The following is a 17886-nucleotide window of genomic DNA, read 5'->3' as shown; positions in this document are numbered from 1 at the left end:
AGCAGGAATGGCCTTCGGCGAGCTAGCTGAAATAAGGGAAAACTATGCAAATCCAAGTCAATAGCGATAACCATATTGAAAGCAGCATCCGACTGGAGGAGTGGGTACGTACCACCATTGAGAGCACGCTCGAACGTTACGAAGAAGATCTGACCCGCGTCGAGGTTTACCTGCGGGACGAGAACGGTGACAAGCCCGGCCCACACGATCTGAGTTGCCGACTGGAAGCACGGCCAAAAGGCCATCAACCGCTTTCGGTCCTCCATAAAGCCGATACGCTGGAACAGGCGATCGATGGCGCAGCGACCAAGCTGGAGCATGCCCTGGAGCATCTGTACGGCAAACTGCGCGGCAAACCACGCGCCGCGGGTCAAAGCCTGCCCAATACCAAGGCCGACGAGGCCGAGCTAGAAGAGGAATTCCTGGAAAACGAACAGGCTGCGCTTAACGGCTGATAGCTGATACTTTTTTCAACCCCACTGAAAACGGGCCTGCAGATGCAGGCCCGTTTTTTTATGCGCAAAAGGTCAGCGCGGGCTGCGCCGGAAAAAACAGGCGCTCAAGGCCGCCAGTGCGCACGCTCCAACGCCGGCATACAACATGGCCCATCCCGCACCGTTGCGCAGCGTGGCCTGGGCGATCAGTGGGCCCTGCGGCAACACGTCCAGCTTGCCGGCGGCGATGTCCTGACTGAGGGTGGCCAGTTGCGCGGTGTCGGGCAATACGCCAGCCAGGTAATGAGCGATCCCGAGTATCAACACCAACCCCATCAACGCGATATTCAGCGCCAGGGTGATCAGCCGTGCACTGAAGTCGATGCCCGAGGCCATGCCCGCGCGGTCGGATGAAACTGATCCGGTGGTGGTGTTGGTGGTGGGCGAGTTGGTAAACGCCAAGCCGCTGCCGGCAATCCCACAGGCGATCAGGACCCATACCACACTGGGCTGGCCGCTATGATTGATCGCCGCCATTGTCACAAACCCCACGCCCATCAGGCCCAGGCCCAATGGAATGATGCGTTCGGCGCCATAGCGCAGGGCCAGGCGTTCAGCCAGCGGCGGCACCACCAACGTGGGCAGGGTATAGGCGAGCAGGGCGAGCCCGGTGAGCATGGTGTCGTAGCCCAGGCCGGCCTGGAAATACAGCGGCAGGTAGATCATGAAGGGCCAGAAGCTGAAGTTCATGCCGATCGAGCCCATCAGCGCGCCGTTGAAGCGCGGGATGCGAAACACCGAGAAGTCGAACATCGGATGCAGGCTGCGCCGCTCGACAACCACGAACAACAACAGGCTGCCCACCGACAGTCCGGCCCAGCCGAGCATGGCCGGGGTGGCAAAGCCGCTCTCGGTGCCCTGGGTGATGAAATAGACCAGGGCGAACACTGCCAGGGTGAGGGTGGCCATACCGGCTATATCGAGGCGATGGGCCGCCGGGTCACGGGATTCCTGCACGCTGATGCGCAGCAACACCAGGGTGAACAAGGTCAACGGCACATGCACCAGGAACACCCAGCGCCAATCCGCCACCGCCAGGATCAATGCCCCCACCATCGGCCCGAAACCCAGGCCCACCCCGGCGATCACGCCCCACACCGCAAAGGCCCGGGCCCGGGTCGCCGGCTCGCGGAACTGGTGCGACAGGATCGCGAACTGGCAGATCATCATCGCCCCGCCACCCACGCCCTGGACAAAACGCGCCGCGATCAGCGTGGACGCATCGTTCGCCAGCCCGCAGGCGAGCGAAGCCAGCCCGAATACCCACAGGCACAGCACCAGCATGCGTCGGCGGCCAAAACGATCGGCCAATGTGCCGGCGGCCATCAGCACGCTGGTGCAGGCCAGGGTGTAGGCGTTCATGATCCATTGGGCGTCCTGGAAGCCGGTGCCCAGTTGCTGCTCAAGGGTGGGCAGGATGACCGGCACGCTGGAAATCTCCAGCCCGAACATCAGCGCCACCAGGCACACGGCGGTGAGCGCAAGGCCGTCCCGGGCGGTACGTGGCGGGTTGATGGCGGATACAACGGCGTCGGGTGGCATGGCCTCTTCCTTTCAATGGGGGAAGGTGTCATTTTCACGGGAATCTGATTCTTTATTAGCGATACTTCTTCCTGTGATAAGGGAATATAGGGCGACAAACGACCATGGCCACTCCGCGTTTTGATGGTGTTGAACTGTTTTTGCAGATCGTCGAGAGCGGCAATCTGACGGAGGCCGCCGAACGGCTGAACCTCACGCGCTCGGCGGTGGGCAAAGGCCTGGCGCGGCTGGAGGCGCGGCTGGGGACGTCTTTATTGCAACGCTCCACCCGGCGCCAGCGTTTGACCGAAGACGGGCAGGCCTACTACGAGCACTGCCTGCGTGCACTGGCAGAGCTGGAAGCGGCTGAATCCGTGCTGGAAAGTGGCCGCCAGCAGCCACGAGGGCGGTTACGGGCGAGCCTGCCTTTGGCATTCGGCCACCACTATGCGGCGCCTGCGTTGTGGGGGCTGATGGACCGTTTTCCACAACTGGAGATTGAAATTTCCTTTTCCGACCGACTGATCGACCTGGCCCAGGAAGGCTTCGATCTGGCGGTACGCATTGGCGCGCTGCCTGATACCGACCGTCTGAGCGCCCGCCGCCTCGGCGAACAGGCGATTGCCCTGGCGGCGTCACCCGCGTACTTGCAGCGCACACCTCGTATTGACTCCATCGACGACCTGGCCGGGCACCGGGGCATTGCCTATCGCAGCAATGCCCCGCACCGCGAGCGAGTCGCCTCGCCGTTGATCCTCGATGACCTGCAGGCCGTGGCCGATGCCGCCATCGCCGGGGTCGGCCTGGCCTGGTTGCCCAGTTGGCTGATCGCCCACTACGTGTTGCGCGGGCAATTGCAGGCGGTGCTGCCGGGCCACCGCGAGCAACCGATGCCGATCCATGTCATCTGGCCCACGGCGACGCACATGCCGGCCAAGACCCGTTGCGCCATCGACGCGTTGGTGGCCGGCACACCGTCGTGCCTGGCGGGTAGCTGATCAGAACGCGATGGACGTCTGCACATACAGCGTGCGCGGCTCGCCGACGTATTTGCCCTTGTTGTTATCGTCAAACGAGCGGGTGTAGTACTGTTTGTTGAAGATGTTTTTCACACCCACCGCCACGTTCAAATCCGACAGCTGCGGGCCAAAGTCGTACGCCGCGCGGCTGCTGAACAGCATGTAGCCAGGAATGCGTCCGGTGCTGCCATCAGCACTTTCTGCTTCAGTGTTGGCGTTGTCGGCAAACTGGCTGCTCTGGTAGCTGCTGTCCACGTTCAACTTCCAGCGACCTTCGGTGTAACCCACACCCAGGGTGCCCTTGTGCTTGGAGGAGAAGGGTACGCGGTTGCCTTTGTTAGGGCCGTCTTCGCGGATGGTGGCGTCGACGTAGGCGTAGGTGGCGTACACATCAAAACCGGCGAGCGCCGGGCTCAAGCCGTCGAGGGCGTAGTTGATGCTGGACTCGATGCCCTGATGGCGGGTTTCGCCGCGGGCGATCACGGTGTCGTTGGTCTGGTTGCTGTCGTACTGGTTGTCGAAGTTGATCAGGAACGCGCCGATCTCGGCGCGCAAGGTGCCGTTGTCATAGCGTGTGCCGAGTTCCCAGGTGCGGGCTTTTTCCGGCTTCACTTCGCCACTGGTCACGCGGTTGGGCATCTGGCTGTACTGCACGCTGCCGAACGACCCTTCGGTGTTGGCGTAGAGGTTCCAGTCGTCGGTCAGGTGGTAGAGCACGTTCAGCGCCGGCAGGGCGGTGTTGTAGTCGCCTTTGTATTTGACGTTGCTGAGGTTGTTGGTCTGCTGGGACTCGATCATCTCGTAGCGGATGCCCGGGGTGATGGTCCACTTGCCGATATCTATCCGGTCGTCGACGAAGAACGCATTGGCTTCGGTGCTGCCCCGGGTGTCGCGGTCGTTGCGGCTGTCGGTGGTCGGCAGTTGCTGATTGGCGGAAATCGGCGTGCGGTAGCGCAGTTCGTGGCCGGCCTCGTTGATGTAGCGGTAGCCCACGCCGACTTCGTGGCTGGTTGGGCCGAGGTCGAAGCCTTGGGCGAAACGGGTTTCCAGGCCGCGTACCCAATACTCGCGGGGCGACAGGGAGAGGAAGTTGCCCTGGTCCAGGTAACCGCTGCGCAGGGTGGTGGTGAAGAAGCTGTTGACCGTGAATTCCCGGCGATCTTCCTGGTAGCGATAGCCCGCGTTGAACATGGTACGCCGGCCCCAGAACTGGTCGTAGGGGCGGGTGGACTGATACGGGTCGGCCTTGTAGGCCGCAGTGCTCAAGCCGCCGGGCATATCGGCCTTGCCTTCGTAGTACTGCGCCATGGCGTTGAAGCTGTTGGCGTCGTCCAGCTGGTACTTGCCCTTGAGGATCAGGTCGTCGATGCGGGTGTCGCTGTTTTCGCGCCAGTCACCACCACGGGTGCCGGAATACAGGATCGCGCCGCCCAGGCCGTTGTCCGCCGTGCCGCCGGCCAGCAGGTTGCCGGTGGTCTTGAAGCCATCGTGGCTGGAAGACGGGCTGGTTTCGGTTTGCAGGCCGCCTTTCACCGTTGGCGCATCGGGAATCGCGCGGGTGACGAAGTTGACGATGCCGCCGACGTTCTGCGGGCCATAACGCACTGCGCCGCCGCCGCGTACCACGTCCACGGCATCCATGTTGCCCATGCTGATGGGCGCGAACGACAACTGCGGCTGGCCATACGGCGCGAACGGCACCGGGATGCCGTCCATCAAGACCGTGGAGCGCGAGGCCAGGCGTGGGTTGAGCCCGCGAATGCCGAAGTTCAGTGCCATGTCGTGGCTGCCGGTGCCGTTGTTTTCCGGGGCGTTGACCCCGGGAATGCGGTTGAGCACGTCGCGGGCCTGGGTGGCGCCCTGGCGTTCGAATTCTTCGCGGCGGATCACGTCCCGGGCGCCCGGGTGCTCGAAGACGTTGGTTTGTTCCGCGTCCCCCAGCCAGTCGCCGACCACGTTGGAGGTGCCCAATTCGAGGGTGGCCGGAGCATTCGCCGGTTGCAGGCTGAAGGCGTTGTTGCCCTCGGCACGGGCTTGCAGGCCGGTGCCTTTGAACAACGCATTCAAGCCTTCTTCAGCGGTGTAGTTGCCCGACAGGCCGTGGCTTTGCACGCCGGCAGTCACGTCCGAGCCAAATGAAATCAGCACGCCGGCTTCCCGGCCAAATTGATTCAGCGCCGCTTCCAGTGACGTAGGGGCGATGCGGTAGGGCTTGGCGTCGGCCGCCATTACGTAGGGAACGGTGCTGAAACTGAGGCTGGCCCCCAACAACAAGTGGCGCAGGGTGCGGGCGAGTGGCGTCAGGCGAGTCGGTTGCTGGGGCATGAAGTGCGGTCCTGAGAAGGAAGGATCAAGGTGGCTTTCCTTCTCTGTCACGCGAGGTGCGGAAAACGGCTCACGGGGTTTGAAAATATTTCAGGCACGGGCTTCGACGGTGACCCAGTAGCGGGTAAACCGCCGGACCCTGACCGGCAGGCTGACTTGCAGCAGGTCCAGGATTCGTTCGCTGTCGTCCAGCGGGTAGCTGCCGGAAATCAGCAGGTTGGCCACCTGCGGGTCGCAATTGAGCTGGCCACGGCGATAACGGCTCAATTCGGCGAGGAAATCTTCCAGGCGCATGTGGGCCGCCACCAGCATGCCGTCGGCCCAGGCGCCGCTGCCGGCGTCGGTGGGGCGGGCGGTGTCCCAGCCTTTGCGGGTGAAATTGACCTGATGGGCTTTCTCCACCGACAACGGCAAACCGCTATAGGTGTTGGGCATCACGTCAACGTGCCCATCAAACACCGCCAGTTGTGTGTGATCGTTGAATTGCCGCACGTTCAGCCGCGCGGCCTGGGCGCTGAGCAGGCCCTGGGACGTGATGACCCGCAGCGGGCTGTTGCCGGTGTTGGCGGTCATCTGGATTTCGCCTTCGAGCAGGCGGATCAAGCGTTGCTGGCCATCAAAATGCACATCCACCGCACTGCCGGTGTTGAGCTGCAACTGGCTGCCATCCGCCAGCTGGAACTTGCGCCGTTGGCCGATGGGGCTGCGGTAGTCGGCACTCAACGGCGGCAATATATGTTGCTGGCGCAAACCCCAGGCCGCTGCCGACCCGGCGCCGAGTATCAGCAACAACTTCAGGGCCTGACGACGACTGTTGGATTTCGGTGCATTCAAGGCGGCGTGGGCCAGGGGTGATGGCATCCCGCGCAAGCGCTGGTTCACTCGCTGGATGTGCTCCCAGGCCCGCTGATGTTCGCTGTGGGCGTCCAGCCACTGTTGCCAGGCCGCTTGTTTGCGTGGGTTGAGCGGGCCCTGCTGCATTTCCATCAGCCAGTGCACCGCTTGTTCGGCGACTTGCGTTGAGAAACTCATAGGGCGAAGTAGCAGCGCATCGCCGCTTTATTCAGATGGCGCTTGACCGTGGCGATGGAGATGCCCAGTTCCGCGCCGATTTGCGCGTAGGTCAGGCCGTCGAGCTGGGACAGCAGGAACGCGCGTTTGACCAGGGGCGCCAGGCCATCCAGCAACTGGTCCAGCTCCATCAGGGTTTGCAGGATGATTGCCCGCTCTTCCTCCGACGGCGCCACGTGTTCGGGCATTTGTGCCAGGGCGTCGATGTAGGCGCGCTCCAGGTCCTGGCGGCGGTAATGGTTGCACAGCACACGCTTGGCGATGGTGGTGAGGAAGGCGCGAGGTTCGATCAGCGTCGGTGTTTCCCGTGCGGTGAGCACGCGGATGAAGGTGTCCTGGGCCAGGTCGGCGGCGCTTTCCGGGCAGCCGAGCTTGCGTCGCAACCAGCCGGTAAGCCAGTGGTGATGGTCGTGGTACAGGACTTCGACGGTGTTGGACGGCTGCAACGCGCACACTCCGGCAGCATGGGCATGCTTTAGAGAACAAGAATTGTTCGCATTGTAGGGCGCGCAGGCGGGTTCGGCAATTGCCAGTGATGCGTTCTCTTTTGCTTATGAGAACCTTTATCATTAATATTGCGCACTGACCAACCTGGCGCCTTGTGCATGAAACGCAAAACCTCACTTCCCGTTTCCTACCGTCTTGCCGTGACGTCGCGGGTGCTGGCGGCTGTGGTCGGCGGTTACCTGCTGGCCTCGCTGGCCAGCGTGTGCATGACGCTGTGGCTGCCCACCAGCCGCGCCGATGCGGTGATCAGCGGCATGCTGAGTTCGTTTGTGTTCTACCTGTTGGCAGTCATCTGGTGCTTCGCCTGCCGCACGGCCCGGCGCGCCTGGTTTGGCGTGTTGCTGCCCAGCGCGATAATGGCCACGTTCGCCGGGTTGGCGTACTGGATGGCGCGCACATGAAAGAGGGCTTCCGCCAGGCCATGGCCTGGTTGCACACCTGGGCCGGGCTGATCTTTGGCTGGCTGCTGTTTGCGATTTTCCTGACGGGCACCCTGTCGTATTTCAAGGACGAAATTACCCACTGGATGCAGCCCGAAGTGCAGGCGCATCCCGTCGATGACGCCCGTAGCCTGGCCGCCGCCCAAACCTATCTGCAACACCAGGCGCCCAATGCCGCGCGCTGGTTTATCACCTTGCCGAGCAGCCGTGAGCCGGGCCTGTCGGTGATGTGGCAAGACAAGATCGACCCGGGCAAACGCGGCAATTTCGTCGAAAAACTCCTCGATCCCGTCAGCGGCCAGCCGGTCCACGCCCGGGAAAGCATGGGCGGCGAATTCTTCTATCGTTTCCACTTCCAGCTGCAAATGCCGTATCCGTGGGGGCGCTGGCTGTCGACCATCGCCGCGATGGTGATGTTCGTGGCGTTGATCACCGGGATCATCACCCACAAGAAAATCTTCAAGGACTTCTTCACCTTCCGCCCGCGCAAGGGCCAGCGTTCCTGGCTCGACGGGCACAACGCCGTGGGCGTGCTGGTGTTGCCGTTCCACTTGATGATCACCTACAGCAGCCTGGTGATTTTCATGAGCATGGTGATGCCGGCGAGCATCCTCGCTTCCTACGGCAACGACACCCGTGCGTTCTTCAACGATGTGTTTCCGGCCACCGATAATGCGCCGGCCCTCGGCCAGCCGGGGCAATTGCTGCCACTGGGCCCGATGTACGAGCAGGCGCGCGGGCAATGGGCCGGTGGGCATGTCGGACGGCTGGTGGTGAATAATCCAAGCGATGTAAACGCCTCGGTCAATGTGTTCCGCGCCGGGTCGGATCGAGTGGTGCATGACTTTGGCAGCACCGTCTCATTCAACGGCACTACCGGCGAACTGTTGCGGGTGAGCGGCGAGCAGTCGCTGCCGGCGGCGATTGGTGGCAGCTTCTACGGTTTGCACATGGGCCATTTCGCCGGCCCGGTATTGCGCTGGCTGTATTTCATCTGCGGCCTCGCGGGCACGGCAATGATCGGCACCGGGCTGGTGATGTGGCTGGGCAAGCGTCAGCTCAAGCACACCAAAACCGGTGTGCTGCCCTTTGAGCTGCGGCTGGTGGAAGTGCTGAACATCGCCAGCATGTCCGGCTTGATGATCGCCATCGCTGCATTCTTCTGGGCCAACCGCCTGTTGCCGGCCAGCTTTGCCGGGCGCTCGGACTGGGAAGTACAAGCCTTCTTTATTGCCTGGGGCTTGAGCGTCCTGCACGCGATTGTTCGCCAGGGGCGCCGCGGCTGGGTTGAGCAATTGAGTGTGGGCGCGCTGCTGTTTATCGGCGTGCCGGTGCTCAACGCGCTGACCACGACCCAGCATTTGGGTGTGACCCTGGCCAACGGCGACTGGGCCATGGCCGGCTTCGACCTGACGTGCCTGGGCAGCGGTGTGTTCCTCGCCTGGGCTGCCTGGAAAATGCAGCACCGCCGCGTCCCTCAGCCCAAGGCCGAACGTGCCCGGCCATTGACCCTCAAGGGCGAGGTGAACTGAATGCTCCTGGCGCTATTGCTGTGTTACGCAGGGTTTACCGCGTTGTGCCTGTCCATGGACCGGCACCATGGCGAACTGCTGCACAGTAAACCTTCGCCTCGTCGGCGCCTGGGTTTGCGCGTGGGCGGCTGGCTGCTGTTGATTGTCTCGATCTGGCCGGCGGTGCTCGCGACCGGGTGGAGCCAGGGGTTGGTGGAGTGGTGCGCGGTCTTGATGCTCAGCGGGTTGTTGCTGGTGTTGCTGTTGTCGTATCGGCCAAGGCTGGCCTTGATCCTGGCGGGCCTCGGCCTGCTGGCCAGTCCGGTTGCGGCCTTCGCGACCCTTTGAGTCCACCGTTGATGATCACCACGCCTCCCGAACACCCAGAGCAGCACGCAGACGCGGCGGGCGGACGGGCGCATTTCCTGCAGGTGTTCCTGTCCCAGCGCTCGCAGATGGAAGCGCTGGTCAGCCGCCGCGTGGGCTGCCGTGCGACGGCGGCGGACCTGGTGCAGGATTTGTTCCTGCGCTTCTGGCGCCGGCCGCTGGTGCAGGTCGAGGAACTCAGCACCTACCTGCTGCGCTGCGCCGGCAATATCGCCATCGACCACCTGCGCAGCGAAGGCGCCCGGGTGCGCAGTAGCGAAGGCTGGCTGCCGGAACAACAGGATAACCAGGGCTGCGAACCCCAGGCCGCGCTGGAGGCGGGCAATGATCTGCGTCACGTTGAAGCAGCCTTGCGCAGCCTGCCGGAACGTACCCGGCAGATTTTCCTGCTCAACCGCATCCATGGCCGCAAGTACGCGGAAATCGCCAAGGCCATGGGCCTGTCCCAAAGCGCCGTGGAAAAACATATGATGCGTGCCCTCGAAGCCTGCAAGGCCAGCCTTCGTGAACCATCGCCAAGGAAAGCCCCGTGAACGCCACTGCCCGCGTCACCCCGACGCCCGACCAGGAACAGGCCGCACTGGCCTGGTTGAGCCTGTTGCATGACCAACCCAGCAGTGGCGACCAGGCCACGTTCAGCCGTTGGCTGCGGGCCGATCCTGCGCATGTGGAAGCCTACGCCCAGGCCCAGGTGCTGTGGGAATTGAGTGAAGTACCGGCCAGAACGTTGGCGGATGAGGATGCCCTGGCGCTGCAGGGTTACTTGAACGCGATGAATACCTCGAAACGCTCCAGCGTGCGGCGCTGGTCTGGTGCCCTGGCCATGGCCGCCTGCCTGCTGGTGATGATCTCGATGGGCGCCGGCTGGCAGCCGTCACGCTGGGTCGATGACTTCGGCGCGGATTACGTCACCGCGCCGGGTGAGGTGAAGACCGTGACCCTGGCCGATCAAAGCCAGGTCACCCTGGACGCCGACAGTGCGATCGCAGTGGATTTCAAGCATGGCGAGCGCCATATCCAGCTACGCCGTGGCGCCGGTTTTTTCAGTGTGACCCACACTGGCGAATCCTTTGTGGTCGAGGCCGGCAGCGGCGAAGCACGGGTGCTCGGCACGCAGTTTGAGGTGCGCCTGCAACCGGCAGGTGCGCAGGTGACGGTGTTGTCCGGTCGGGTTGGGGTAACGCCGTCGAAGTATGCTCAGCAACAGATTCTGACGGCCGGCCAGCAAGTGGCCTACGCCGACGGTGTCGCCGATGAGCTGCACTCGGTCGATAGCGAGTCGCGCCTGGCCTGGCGCGATGGTTGGCTCAACTACTACAAGGCGCCGCTGGCCGGTGTGGTGCAAGACCTCGGCCGCTACTATCCGGGGCGCATTCTGCTGCTCAACGAAGACCTCGGCGCCCGGCGTGTCAGCGGTAGTTTTCCGAGCAAGGATCCGCAAGCGGTACTCAACGCGCTGCAGGCGGTCCTGGGGTTTGAACAACACTCGCTGCTCGGTCGGATGATCGTATTGCGCTAGATACAGAGCGCTACGCCGCAATGGCGTGGCGCTGTCATTACTTGCACCACCTTCCCTTGAAAATCCCCATGCCTTGGCACATCCGTGTGTGTGGACCTTTCATTTAACCTTCATCGCAATCGCCAAAACCTGTAACCAAATCGTTACGTGATGCACGGATGATCCTCGGATTCCTGAGCAGGTGGTCAGGAAGATTGGCGGCGCTGTTCACCCAGCCGAGATCGCCAATACCTCCCCCATAACAACAGATAGATGCATGTAAGGGATCTACTCGTGACCTACAACAAACTCTATGCCCTGCTTTTAGCATCGGGCCTGGGCGGCTTTGCGCCGCTGGTTCTGGCAGACGATTCCCAGGATGTCGGTTCGGTGCACGTCGCCGGCGAACGTACCCTGGGCACCGGCCACATGATTCAGGAAGAAAGTGCCAAGGCCCGGTCCACGGTGACCAAGGAAGCCATGGACGAAATGTCCCCGACGGCCAACGCCATCGACAAGCTCAAGTACACCCCGGGCATCAACGTTTCCAACGACGACGCCAGCGGCATGAGCGGCACCAGCTTCACCATGCGCGGCATGAACTCCGACCAGGTCGGGGTTTCCATGGACGGCGTGCCGATCAACGACTCCGGCAGCTACGGTGTTTACGCCAACCAATTGGGCGACCCGGAAAACGTCGGCGAAGTATTTGTCACCCAGGGCTCCTCGGAAGCGGACGGCCCGCACATTGGTTCCAGCGGCGGCAACATCGGCATGGTCACCATTCGGCCGACCAAGGAGCCGGGGCTGTTCGTCAAGCAATCCATGGGTTCGAACAACCTGACAAAGTCCTTCGCCCGCATCAACACCGGCGACCTCGGCGGCTTCAAGACTTGGGTGTCGGCCTCTCACACCGAGGGCGACAAGTGGCGCGGCAAGGGCACCTTGCGGGGTGACAAGGTGGAGTGGAGCACGCTGTTCGAAGACGACAACGGCAACACCAGCAACTTCACCATGAAGTACAACACCCAGGAAAACTACAACTACAACACGCTGAGCAAGAGCCAGTTCCAGCAACAGGGCCGCCGCCTGGATTACGCGGAAACCCCGGTCTACAAAAACGGCTTGCTGTCGTCTTCCTACAAGCTCAACCGCAACCCATTTGAAAGTGTCATGACCACCTTCACCCGGCGCTGGCGCCTGCGTGACGACCTGGCCCTGACGGTTGCGCCTTACTACTACTGGGGCAACGGCGGCAGCTTCAGCGGCCAGACCGCGACCAACCTGGGGCCGAAGTCCGACAAGAGTGGCAACTACGACCTGAGCAACCTCAAGTCGGCCAACTACTATCGCCCCTCGTGGACCGAAACCTGGCGCCCTGGCGTGACGGTCAAAATGAAATGGGACATCAACGAGGAGCACAGCCTGGATTACGGCTACTGGTACGAGCGCGCTCGCCAGCGCCAGACCCAGCCGTATATCGGGATCAACAGCGAAGGTGCACCGGACGACGTCTGGGGCGATTACAACAGCGGCGGCCAGGTGGTCGACAAGAACGGCAAGACCGTTCAGGGGCGTCATCAATACACCGTGACCCCGGCCCAGAAGCTGTGGGTGCAGGACAGCTGGCAAGCCACGCCAGACCTGAGCTTTGTCGGCGGGCTGGCGTACCAGTACGTCGAGCGTGACGGCGACAACCTGGGTAGCCTGTACGACAAGCCGGAAAAGCGTAACGCCCGCTACCATCAGTTCCTGCCGAACTTCAGTGCCAAGTACCAGGTCGACGAGAGCAACCAGGCGTTCTACAACGTCACTCGCAACATGCGCACCCCGCAGAACTACGTGCTGTACAACAAGGGCGATTCCCTCAACCTCAACCCCGAGCTGAGCTGGAACCAGGAACTGGGCTGGCGCTACACCGAAGAGAAAATGGCCCTCAGCGCCACCCTGTTCTACATCACCTTCAAGGACCGTCAGCTGTCGACCACCGACTTGAACGGTGACTACGTGATGGCCAACGTCGGTGACGTGACCAACAAAGGCCTGGAGTTGGAGTGGAGCGGCCTGCTGCCGTACAACTTCAACTACTACGCGTCGTACACCTATACCAAGTCCGAGCAGCAGGACGATTTTGTCAGCAAGAACGTGTTGTTGCCGACCAAGGGCAACCAGTTGGCCAACGTGCCGGAAAACATGCTCAACCTGGTGTTTGGTTACGACGACAAGCGCTACTACGGCAACATTGCCGGCAAGTATGTCGGGGCGTTCTACGGTGATTTGACCAACAACGAGAAAATCTCCGGGCGCACCGTGTTTGATCTCAACGCCGGTATCTACCTGCCGGTGGACAAGAAGGTCTTCAAGTCGGCCGCGCTGCGCTTCTCGATGCTCAATGTGTTTGATAAGGAATACTTGAGCTCGGCGCGCACCGTGTCGTTCAACTCGGCGCCAGTGAATGGCCTGGCGGCCAGCTCGGCTTAATACAACGTAGGAGAGGAGCGTACGGCGATGGTTTCCCTGGAGGCCAATTTCTAACGCGTACGCAAACCCAATGTGGGAGCGGGCTTGCTCGCGAATGCGGTGGATCAGTCGCCAGATGTATTGACTGAACCAGCGCATTCGCGAGCAAGCCCGCTCCCACATTTGATCTGCGGTATTTTACAGAGTGAGTTACTTCAGCGCCGCCATGATCGCTTCCGGGTTGTAGTCGCGAATCAGCGTGCCGTTCACGTCCACAAACGGAATCCCGCCGCCCCCCAACGCCTCGTACGCCTTGCGCGCCTGGGCGTCCTTCTCGATATCGAACGCCTGGTAGGGAATCCCCTTGGAATCCAGAAAGCGCCGGATCTGTTTGCAGTAGCCGCACCACTCGGTGGAATACAGCACCACGCGCGCTGCCGCGCGTGTCTGCTCCGGCACCACCTGGGAGGGGTTGAACAACCGCTCGATCTTGCCCCAGTTCTGGAAAACCACCACCACCAGCAACACCAGCAGGACTTTCTTCAGAACCCCGCCCAGCATCAGTTGCGACGCTTGAGCTGGTCGGTCAGTTGGGTCGGCAGGCCCTTGATGATCAAGGTGCCGGCGGCTTCGTCGTATTCGATCTTGTCGCCCAGCAGGTGCGCTTCAAAGCTGATGGACAAGCCTTCGGCACGCCCGGTGAAACGGCGGAACTGGTTGAGGGTGCGTTTATCCGCCGGGATTTCCGGCGACAGGCCGTAGTCCTTGTTGCGGATGTGATCGTAGAAGGCTTTTGGCCGATCTTCATCGATTAACCCGGACAGCTCTTCCAGGCCCATCGGCTCGCCGAGCTTGGCCTGGCTGCTGGCGTAGTCCACCAGGGTCTTGGTTTTCTCGCGGGCGGACTCGTCCGGCAGATCCTCGCTTTCAACGAAGTCGCTGAAGGCCTTGAGCAGGGTGCGGGTTTCGCCCGGACCGTCGACGCCTTCCTGGCAGCCGATAAAGTCGCGGAAGTACTCCGAGACCTTCTTGCCGTTCTTGCCCTTGATAAAGGAGATGTATTGCTTGGACTGCTTGTTGTTCTGCCACTCGGACACGTTGATCCGCGCTGCGAGGTGCAGTTGGCCAAGGTCGAGGTGGCGCGACGGCGTCACGTCCAGCTGGTCGGTCACGGCCACGCCTTCGCTGTGGTGCAGCAGGGCGATCGCCAGGTAATCGGTCATGCCCTGTTGATAGTGGGCAAACAGCACGTGGCCGCCGGTGGAGAGGTTGGACTCCTCCATCAGCTTCTGCAGGTGTTCCACGGCAATACGGCTGAAGGCGGTGAAATCCTTGCCGCCGTCGAAATATTCCTTCAACCAGCCACTGAACGGATGCGCGCCGGACTCGGCATGGAAAAAGCCCCAGGCCTTGCCTTGTTTGGCGTTGTAGCTCTCGTTGAGGTCGGCAAGCATGTTCTCGATCGCGGCCGACTCGGCAAGCTCGGAGTCGCGGGCGTGGAGAACTGCAGGGGTGCCGTCGGGTTTTTTGTCGATCAGGTGGACGATGCAATGACGGATCGGCATGGGCTTCTCGGCTGGTTGAAGGGGAGGGGTGGGGCTCCCGGAAAAAGTCGCCAGTGTACCGCACCCGCTGGGGATGGCGCTGTTCGGAGGGCGTTTTGAGCGCCATCCGACGGGCCATATGCCTTTTTTTCACGGTTTAGAGCGATAAAGCTGACCAAATGGGTATGTTGAGGCGGATATTTCCCCGTCTCTGTGCTAGTTTTGCCCCGTCTTACGCGCAGTCTGGGCGTTAAGCGTGCATTCAGCATTTGTCAGGTCGAACCAAACCCGGTTTCAGGTATCTATAACCCCGATCTTCGTGGTTATAGCCCTTGGGTGCCAGGCCTTGATGGCAGGGCTCGATGGCTGACACTGCACTCTGCAATCCAAATGAATTTGATAGGGAAGGAACACCACAATGGCTATTACTAAAGACCAACTGATCGCTGATCTGGCTGAAGCTGTAGACGCACCGAAAACCACCGTGCGTGCTCTGCTGGACCAACTGAGCCAGATCGTTGCTGATCAGCTGGAAAACGGCGGCGAAATCACTCTGCCAGGCGTTGGCAAACTGAAAGTGACCGAGCGTCCTGCCCGTACTGGCCGTAACCCTTCGACTGGCGCTGCCATCGAAATCGCTGCCAAGAAAGTTATCAAGCTGGTTGTGGCCAAAGGCCTGACCGACGCTGTTAACAAGTAAGACGCAGCAAAAAAAACCGTGCTCCGGAGCGATCCGGGCACGGTTTTTTGTTGCCTGCGATTTATCAGTCTTTACGGGCCCAACGCTGGCGCCATACCTGTTGCTCGCTCGGGGTCTGGAACGTCCAGGCGACGAAGCGGCTCTGCTTCTGGCCCTGGGACATTTCCACCACCTGGCTTTCCAGCACACCGGCCTTTTTCAGCGCTGTCTGGATCGCCGGCAAGTTCGACGCTTTCGACACCAGCGTGCTGAACCACAGCACCTTGTGCTGGAAATGCGCGCTTTCAGCGATCAACTGCGTCACAAACCGCGCTTCACCGCCTTCACACCACAATTCCGCCGACTGGCCACCGAAGTTCAGCACCGGCAGCTTGCGTTTCGGATCAGCCTTGCCCAGTGCGCGCCATTTACGCTCGCTGCCCTTGGTCGCCTCATCCATGGACGCGTGGAAGGGCGGGTTGCACATGGTCAGGTCAAACCGCTCGCCCGGCTCCAGCAAGCCCAGCAGGATCTGCTTGGGGTTGGTTTGCTGGCGCAGCTGGATGGCCTTGTTCAGCCCGTTGGACTGCACGATCGCCTTGGCGGCGGCCACGGCCGTCGGGTCGACTTCCGAGCCGAGGAAATTCCAGCGGTACTCGCTGTAGCCAATCAACGGATAGACGCAGTTGGCGCCCATGCCGATGTCCAGCACCTTCACCGGCGCGCCACGGGGGATCACGCCTTCGTTGACGCTGGCCAGCAGGTCGGCGAGGAAGTGCACGTAGTCGGCACGCCCCGGTACCGGTGGGCACAGGTAGTCAGCCGGGATGTCCCAGTGATTGATGCCGTAGAACGCCTTGAGCAACGCCCGGTTGAACACCCGCACCGCGTCTGGGCTGGCAAAGTCGATGCTTTCCTTGCCGTACGGGTTGATGATCACGAATTGCGCCAGTTCGGGCGTGGTCTTGATCAGCGCCTGGAAGTCGTAACGGCCCTGGTGGCGGTTACGCGGGTGCAAGGTGGCCTCTTTGCGCGGAACGACGGGCTTGGCCGGCGTACTGGATTTTGGCTTCTTGCGCGGTGCTTTGGGTGTGCTGGGGGCGGTCATGGGCTGCGTCGATTCTGCGTTTGTTTCAAAAGTGGCGGGTATTGTCACACATTCCTTGGTCGAACTCGGTCAAATGTGGGAGCTGGCTTGCCTGCGACGCAGGTGACTCGGTGTATCTGCCAGACCGAGGCGATGTCATCGCAGGCAAGCCAGCTCCCACATTGGTCGGGTTTCCAAAGAGAAATAGCGGTGTTTTTCCAAGCAAAAAAAAGAGACCCGAAGGTCTCTTTTTCCGCACGGGCAGCCTCTTACAGGCTGGAAATCCGTGCGTGTTGCTCCGCCAGCTTGCCCAAAGCCTGTTCAGCTTCAGCCAGTTTGGCGCGTTCTTTCTCGATCACTTCAGCCGGAGCCTTGTCGACGAACGCCGCGTTGGACAGCTTGCCGCCCACCCGCTGCACTTCGCCTTGCAGGCGCAGGATTTCCTTGTCCAGGCGCGCCAGTTCGGCACCCTTGTCGATCAGGCCGGCCATCGGCACCAGCACTTCCATCTCGCCCACCAGTGCGGTGGCGGACAGCGGTGCTTCTTCGCCAGCGGCCAATACGGTGATCGACTCCAGCTTCGCCAGCTTCTTGAGCAGCGCGTCGTTCTCGGTGAGGCGACGCAGGTCTTCGCTGCTGGCGTTCTTCACGAACACGGCCAGTGGCTTGCCCGGACCGATATTCATCTCGGCGCGGATGTTGCGCGTACCCATCATCAGGGTCTTGAGCCACTCGATATCGCTTTCGGCCGCCTCGTCAATGCGGGCTTCGTTGGCCACCGGCCAAGGTTGCAGCATGATGGTCTTGCCGTCTTTGCCCGCCAGCGGCGCGATGCGCTGCCAGATTTCTTCGGTGATGAACGGCATGAACGGATGCGCCAGGCGCAACGCCACTTCCAGCACGCGTACCAGGGTGTGACGGGTGCCGCGCTGACGTTCGATCGGCGAGTTCTCGTCCCACAGCACGGGCTTGGACAGTTCCAGGTACCAGTCGCAATACTGGTTCCAGATGAACTCGTACAGGGCCTGCGCCGCCAGGTCGAAGCGGAACTGGTCGAGTTGACGGGTCACTTCGGCTTCGGTGCGCTGCAGCTGGGAGATGATCCAGCGGTCTGCCAGGGACAGCTCGATGGCCTCGCCGTTCTGGCCGCAGTCTTCGCCTTTATCCAGTACGTAGCGCGCGGCATTCCAGATCTTGTTGCAGAAGTTGCGATAGCCTTCGACGCGGCCCATGTCGAACTTGATGTCGCGACCGGTGGACGCCAGCGAGCGGTGGGTCCAGCACCGCGCGACGCTGCGGGACCTTGCGAGGAGGTCTCCGAACACGACGAGGGACTGGTTGTG

The 17886-nt window shown here is 61.7% G+C and carries 17 protein-coding genes; 9 read left to right on the top strand and 8 right to left on the bottom strand.

The features are described from left to right. The first annotated feature begins 44 nt into the window (after positions 1-44). Complete coding sequence (locus tag ACIOMR_RS26800; protein WP_003212772.1) at positions 45-455, top strand: HPF/RaiA family ribosome-associated protein; 411 nt, start codon at positions 45-47, stop codon at positions 453-455. Positions 456-527: 72 nt separating this feature from the next. Here ACIOMR_RS26800 and ACIOMR_RS26795 read toward each other — a convergent pair whose 3' ends face one another. Continuing rightward, positions 528-2036 carry an MFS transporter gene (locus tag ACIOMR_RS26795; protein WP_401197315.1) on the bottom strand — a complete coding sequence of 503 codons (1509 nt, stop codon included), beginning with the start codon at positions 2034-2036 and terminating at the stop codon, positions 528-530. Between the two features lie 104 nt (positions 2037-2140). Between ACIOMR_RS26795 and ACIOMR_RS26790 the strand changes: the two genes are divergently transcribed. After that, on the top strand, positions 2141-3013 hold the full coding sequence (locus ACIOMR_RS26790) for a LysR family transcriptional regulator (protein ID WP_008438547.1): 873 nt from the start codon (positions 2141-2143) through the stop codon (positions 3011-3013). On the opposite strand, the gene fecA is transcribed toward ACIOMR_RS26790, so the two are convergent. The 3 genes from fecA to ACIOMR_RS26775 all read right to left on the bottom strand — a co-directional run bounded on the left by fecA (position 3014) and on the right by ACIOMR_RS26775 (position 6876). After that, entirely contained in the window at positions 3014-5359 is a 2346-nt protein-coding gene (fecA, locus tag ACIOMR_RS26785) for a TonB-dependent Fe(3+) dicitrate receptor FecA (RefSeq protein ID WP_401197312.1), read from the bottom strand. A gap of 90 nt (positions 5360-5449) precedes the next feature. After that, positions 5450-6391, bottom strand: coding sequence for a FecR domain-containing protein (locus ACIOMR_RS26780; RefSeq protein ID WP_401197309.1), 942 nt, complete (start codon positions 6389-6391; stop codon positions 5450-5452). Beyond that, positions 6388-6876: a sigma-70 family RNA polymerase sigma factor gene (locus ACIOMR_RS26775; protein WP_087695173.1), complete on the bottom strand. Its 489-nt coding sequence runs from the start codon at positions 6874-6876 to the stop codon at positions 6388-6390. The genes ACIOMR_RS26780 and ACIOMR_RS26775 overlap by 4 nt, the downstream gene beginning before the upstream one ends. Before the next feature lie 159 nt (positions 6877-7035). Here ACIOMR_RS26775 and ACIOMR_RS26770 point away from each other — a divergent pair, with 159 nt between their 5' ends. The 6 genes from ACIOMR_RS26770 to ACIOMR_RS26745 all read left to right on the top strand — a co-directional run bounded on the left by ACIOMR_RS26770 (position 7036) and on the right by ACIOMR_RS26745 (position 13254). Further along, entirely contained in the window at positions 7036-7338 is a 303-nt protein-coding gene (locus ACIOMR_RS26770; protein ID WP_401197306.1) for a DUF3649 domain-containing protein, read from the top strand. Further along, complete coding sequence (locus ACIOMR_RS26765; protein ID WP_401197303.1) at positions 7335-8909, top strand: PepSY-associated TM helix domain-containing protein; 1575 nt, start codon at positions 7335-7337, stop codon at positions 8907-8909. Before ACIOMR_RS26770 ends, ACIOMR_RS26765 begins: the two co-directional genes overlap by 4 nt. Next, positions 8910-9236, top strand: a complete 327-nt coding sequence (locus ACIOMR_RS26760) for a DUF3325 domain-containing protein (protein ID WP_401197300.1) — start codon at positions 8910-8912, stop codon at positions 9234-9236. A gap of 11 nt (positions 9237-9247) precedes the next feature. Further along, the gene (locus ACIOMR_RS26755) at positions 9248-9808 is read left to right on the top strand and encodes an RNA polymerase sigma factor (RefSeq protein WP_003212753.1); all 561 of its coding nucleotides are present in this window, start codon (positions 9248-9250) and stop codon (positions 9806-9808) included. After that, the gene (locus ACIOMR_RS26750; RefSeq protein ID WP_401197296.1) at positions 9805-10794 is read left to right on the top strand and encodes a FecR family protein; all 990 of its coding nucleotides are present in this window, start codon (positions 9805-9807) and stop codon (positions 10792-10794) included. Before ACIOMR_RS26755 ends, ACIOMR_RS26750 begins: the two co-directional genes overlap by 4 nt. A 273-nt stretch (positions 10795-11067) precedes the next feature. After that, positions 11068-13254, top strand: a complete 2187-nt coding sequence (locus ACIOMR_RS26745; protein WP_401197293.1) for a TonB-dependent receptor — start codon at positions 11068-11070, stop codon at positions 13252-13254. A 189-nt stretch (positions 13255-13443) separates the two neighbouring features. On the opposite strand, the gene ACIOMR_RS26740 is transcribed toward ACIOMR_RS26745, so the two are convergent. Next, positions 13444-13794 carry a glutaredoxin family protein gene (locus ACIOMR_RS26740; RefSeq protein WP_003212747.1) on the bottom strand — a complete coding sequence of 117 codons (351 nt, stop codon included), beginning with the start codon at positions 13792-13794 and terminating at the stop codon, positions 13444-13446. Further along, positions 13794-14798 carry a nucleoid-associated protein YejK gene (gene yejK, locus ACIOMR_RS26735; protein WP_003212745.1) on the bottom strand — a complete coding sequence of 335 codons (1005 nt, stop codon included), beginning with the start codon at positions 14796-14798 and terminating at the stop codon, positions 13794-13796. The genes ACIOMR_RS26740 and yejK overlap by 1 nt, the downstream gene beginning before the upstream one ends. 397 nt (positions 14799-15195) lie before the next feature. On the opposite strand from yejK, the gene ACIOMR_RS26730 reads away from it, so the two are divergent. Further along, positions 15196-15477 (top strand): HU family DNA-binding protein, encoded by a 282-nt coding sequence (locus tag ACIOMR_RS26730; protein WP_003212743.1) that lies wholly within the window; start codon positions 15196-15198, stop codon positions 15475-15477. A gap of 64 nt (positions 15478-15541) precedes the next feature. Here ACIOMR_RS26730 and rlmF read toward each other — a convergent pair whose 3' ends face one another. Together rlmF and ACIOMR_RS26720 are read right to left on the bottom strand one after the other, a co-directional pair. Then, positions 15542-16564, bottom strand: a complete 1023-nt coding sequence (gene rlmF, locus ACIOMR_RS26725; RefSeq protein ID WP_003212741.1) for a 23S rRNA (adenine(1618)-N(6))-methyltransferase RlmF — start codon at positions 16562-16564, stop codon at positions 15542-15544. A 248-nt stretch (positions 16565-16812) separates the two neighbouring features. Continuing rightward, positions 16813-17886: class I tRNA ligase family protein (locus ACIOMR_RS26720; protein ID WP_401197287.1), on the bottom strand; the 1074-nt coding region annotated here is incomplete at its 5' end.

The organism is Pseudomonas sp. NPDC087814, from assembly GCF_044742865.1.
Classification (GTDB): domain Bacteria; phylum Pseudomonadota; class Gammaproteobacteria; order Pseudomonadales; family Pseudomonadaceae; genus Aquipseudomonas.
The sequence above is the reverse complement of the archived record's forward strand: the minus strand, read 5'-3'. Positions and strand labels throughout refer to the sequence as shown.

Bases quoted from the DNA above. Each gene is read 5' to 3' on its own strand.
- ACIOMR_RS26800 (WP_003212772.1), top strand. From the start codon at position 45: ATGCAAATCCAAGTCAATAGCGATAACCATATTGAAAGCAGCATCCGA.
- ACIOMR_RS26795 (WP_401197315.1), bottom strand. From the start codon at position 2,036: ATGCCACCCGACGCCGTTGTATCCGCCATCAACCCGCCACGTACCGCC.
- ACIOMR_RS26790 (WP_008438547.1), top strand. From the start codon at position 2,141: ATGGCCACTCCGCGTTTTGATGGTGTTGAACTGTTTTTGCAGATCGTC.
- fecA (WP_401197312.1), bottom strand. From the start codon at position 5,359: ATGCCCCAGCAACCGACTCGCCTGACGCCACTCGCCCGCACCCTGCGC.
- ACIOMR_RS26780 (WP_401197309.1), bottom strand. From the start codon at position 6,391: ATGAGTTTCTCAACGCAAGTCGCCGAACAAGCGGTGCACTGGCTGATG.
- ACIOMR_RS26770 (WP_401197306.1), top strand. From the start codon at position 7,036: ATGAAACGCAAAACCTCACTTCCCGTTTCCTACCGTCTTGCCGTGACG.
- ACIOMR_RS26765 (WP_401197303.1), top strand. From the start codon at position 7,335: ATGAAAGAGGGCTTCCGCCAGGCCATGGCCTGGTTGCACACCTGGGCC.
- ACIOMR_RS26760 (WP_401197300.1), top strand. From the start codon at position 8,910: ATGCTCCTGGCGCTATTGCTGTGTTACGCAGGGTTTACCGCGTTGTGC.
- ACIOMR_RS26755 (WP_003212753.1), top strand. From the start codon at position 9,248: ATGATCACCACGCCTCCCGAACACCCAGAGCAGCACGCAGACGCGGCG.
- ACIOMR_RS26740 (WP_003212747.1), bottom strand. From the start codon at position 13,794: ATGCTGGGCGGGGTTCTGAAGAAAGTCCTGCTGGTGTTGCTGGTGGTG.
- yejK (WP_003212745.1), bottom strand. From the start codon at position 14,798: ATGCCGATCCGTCATTGCATCGTCCACCTGATCGACAAAAAACCCGAC.
- ACIOMR_RS26730 (WP_003212743.1), top strand. From the start codon at position 15,196: ATGGCTATTACTAAAGACCAACTGATCGCTGATCTGGCTGAAGCTGTA.
- rlmF (WP_003212741.1), bottom strand. From the start codon at position 16,564: ATGACCGCCCCCAGCACACCCAAAGCACCGCGCAAGAAGCCAAAATCC.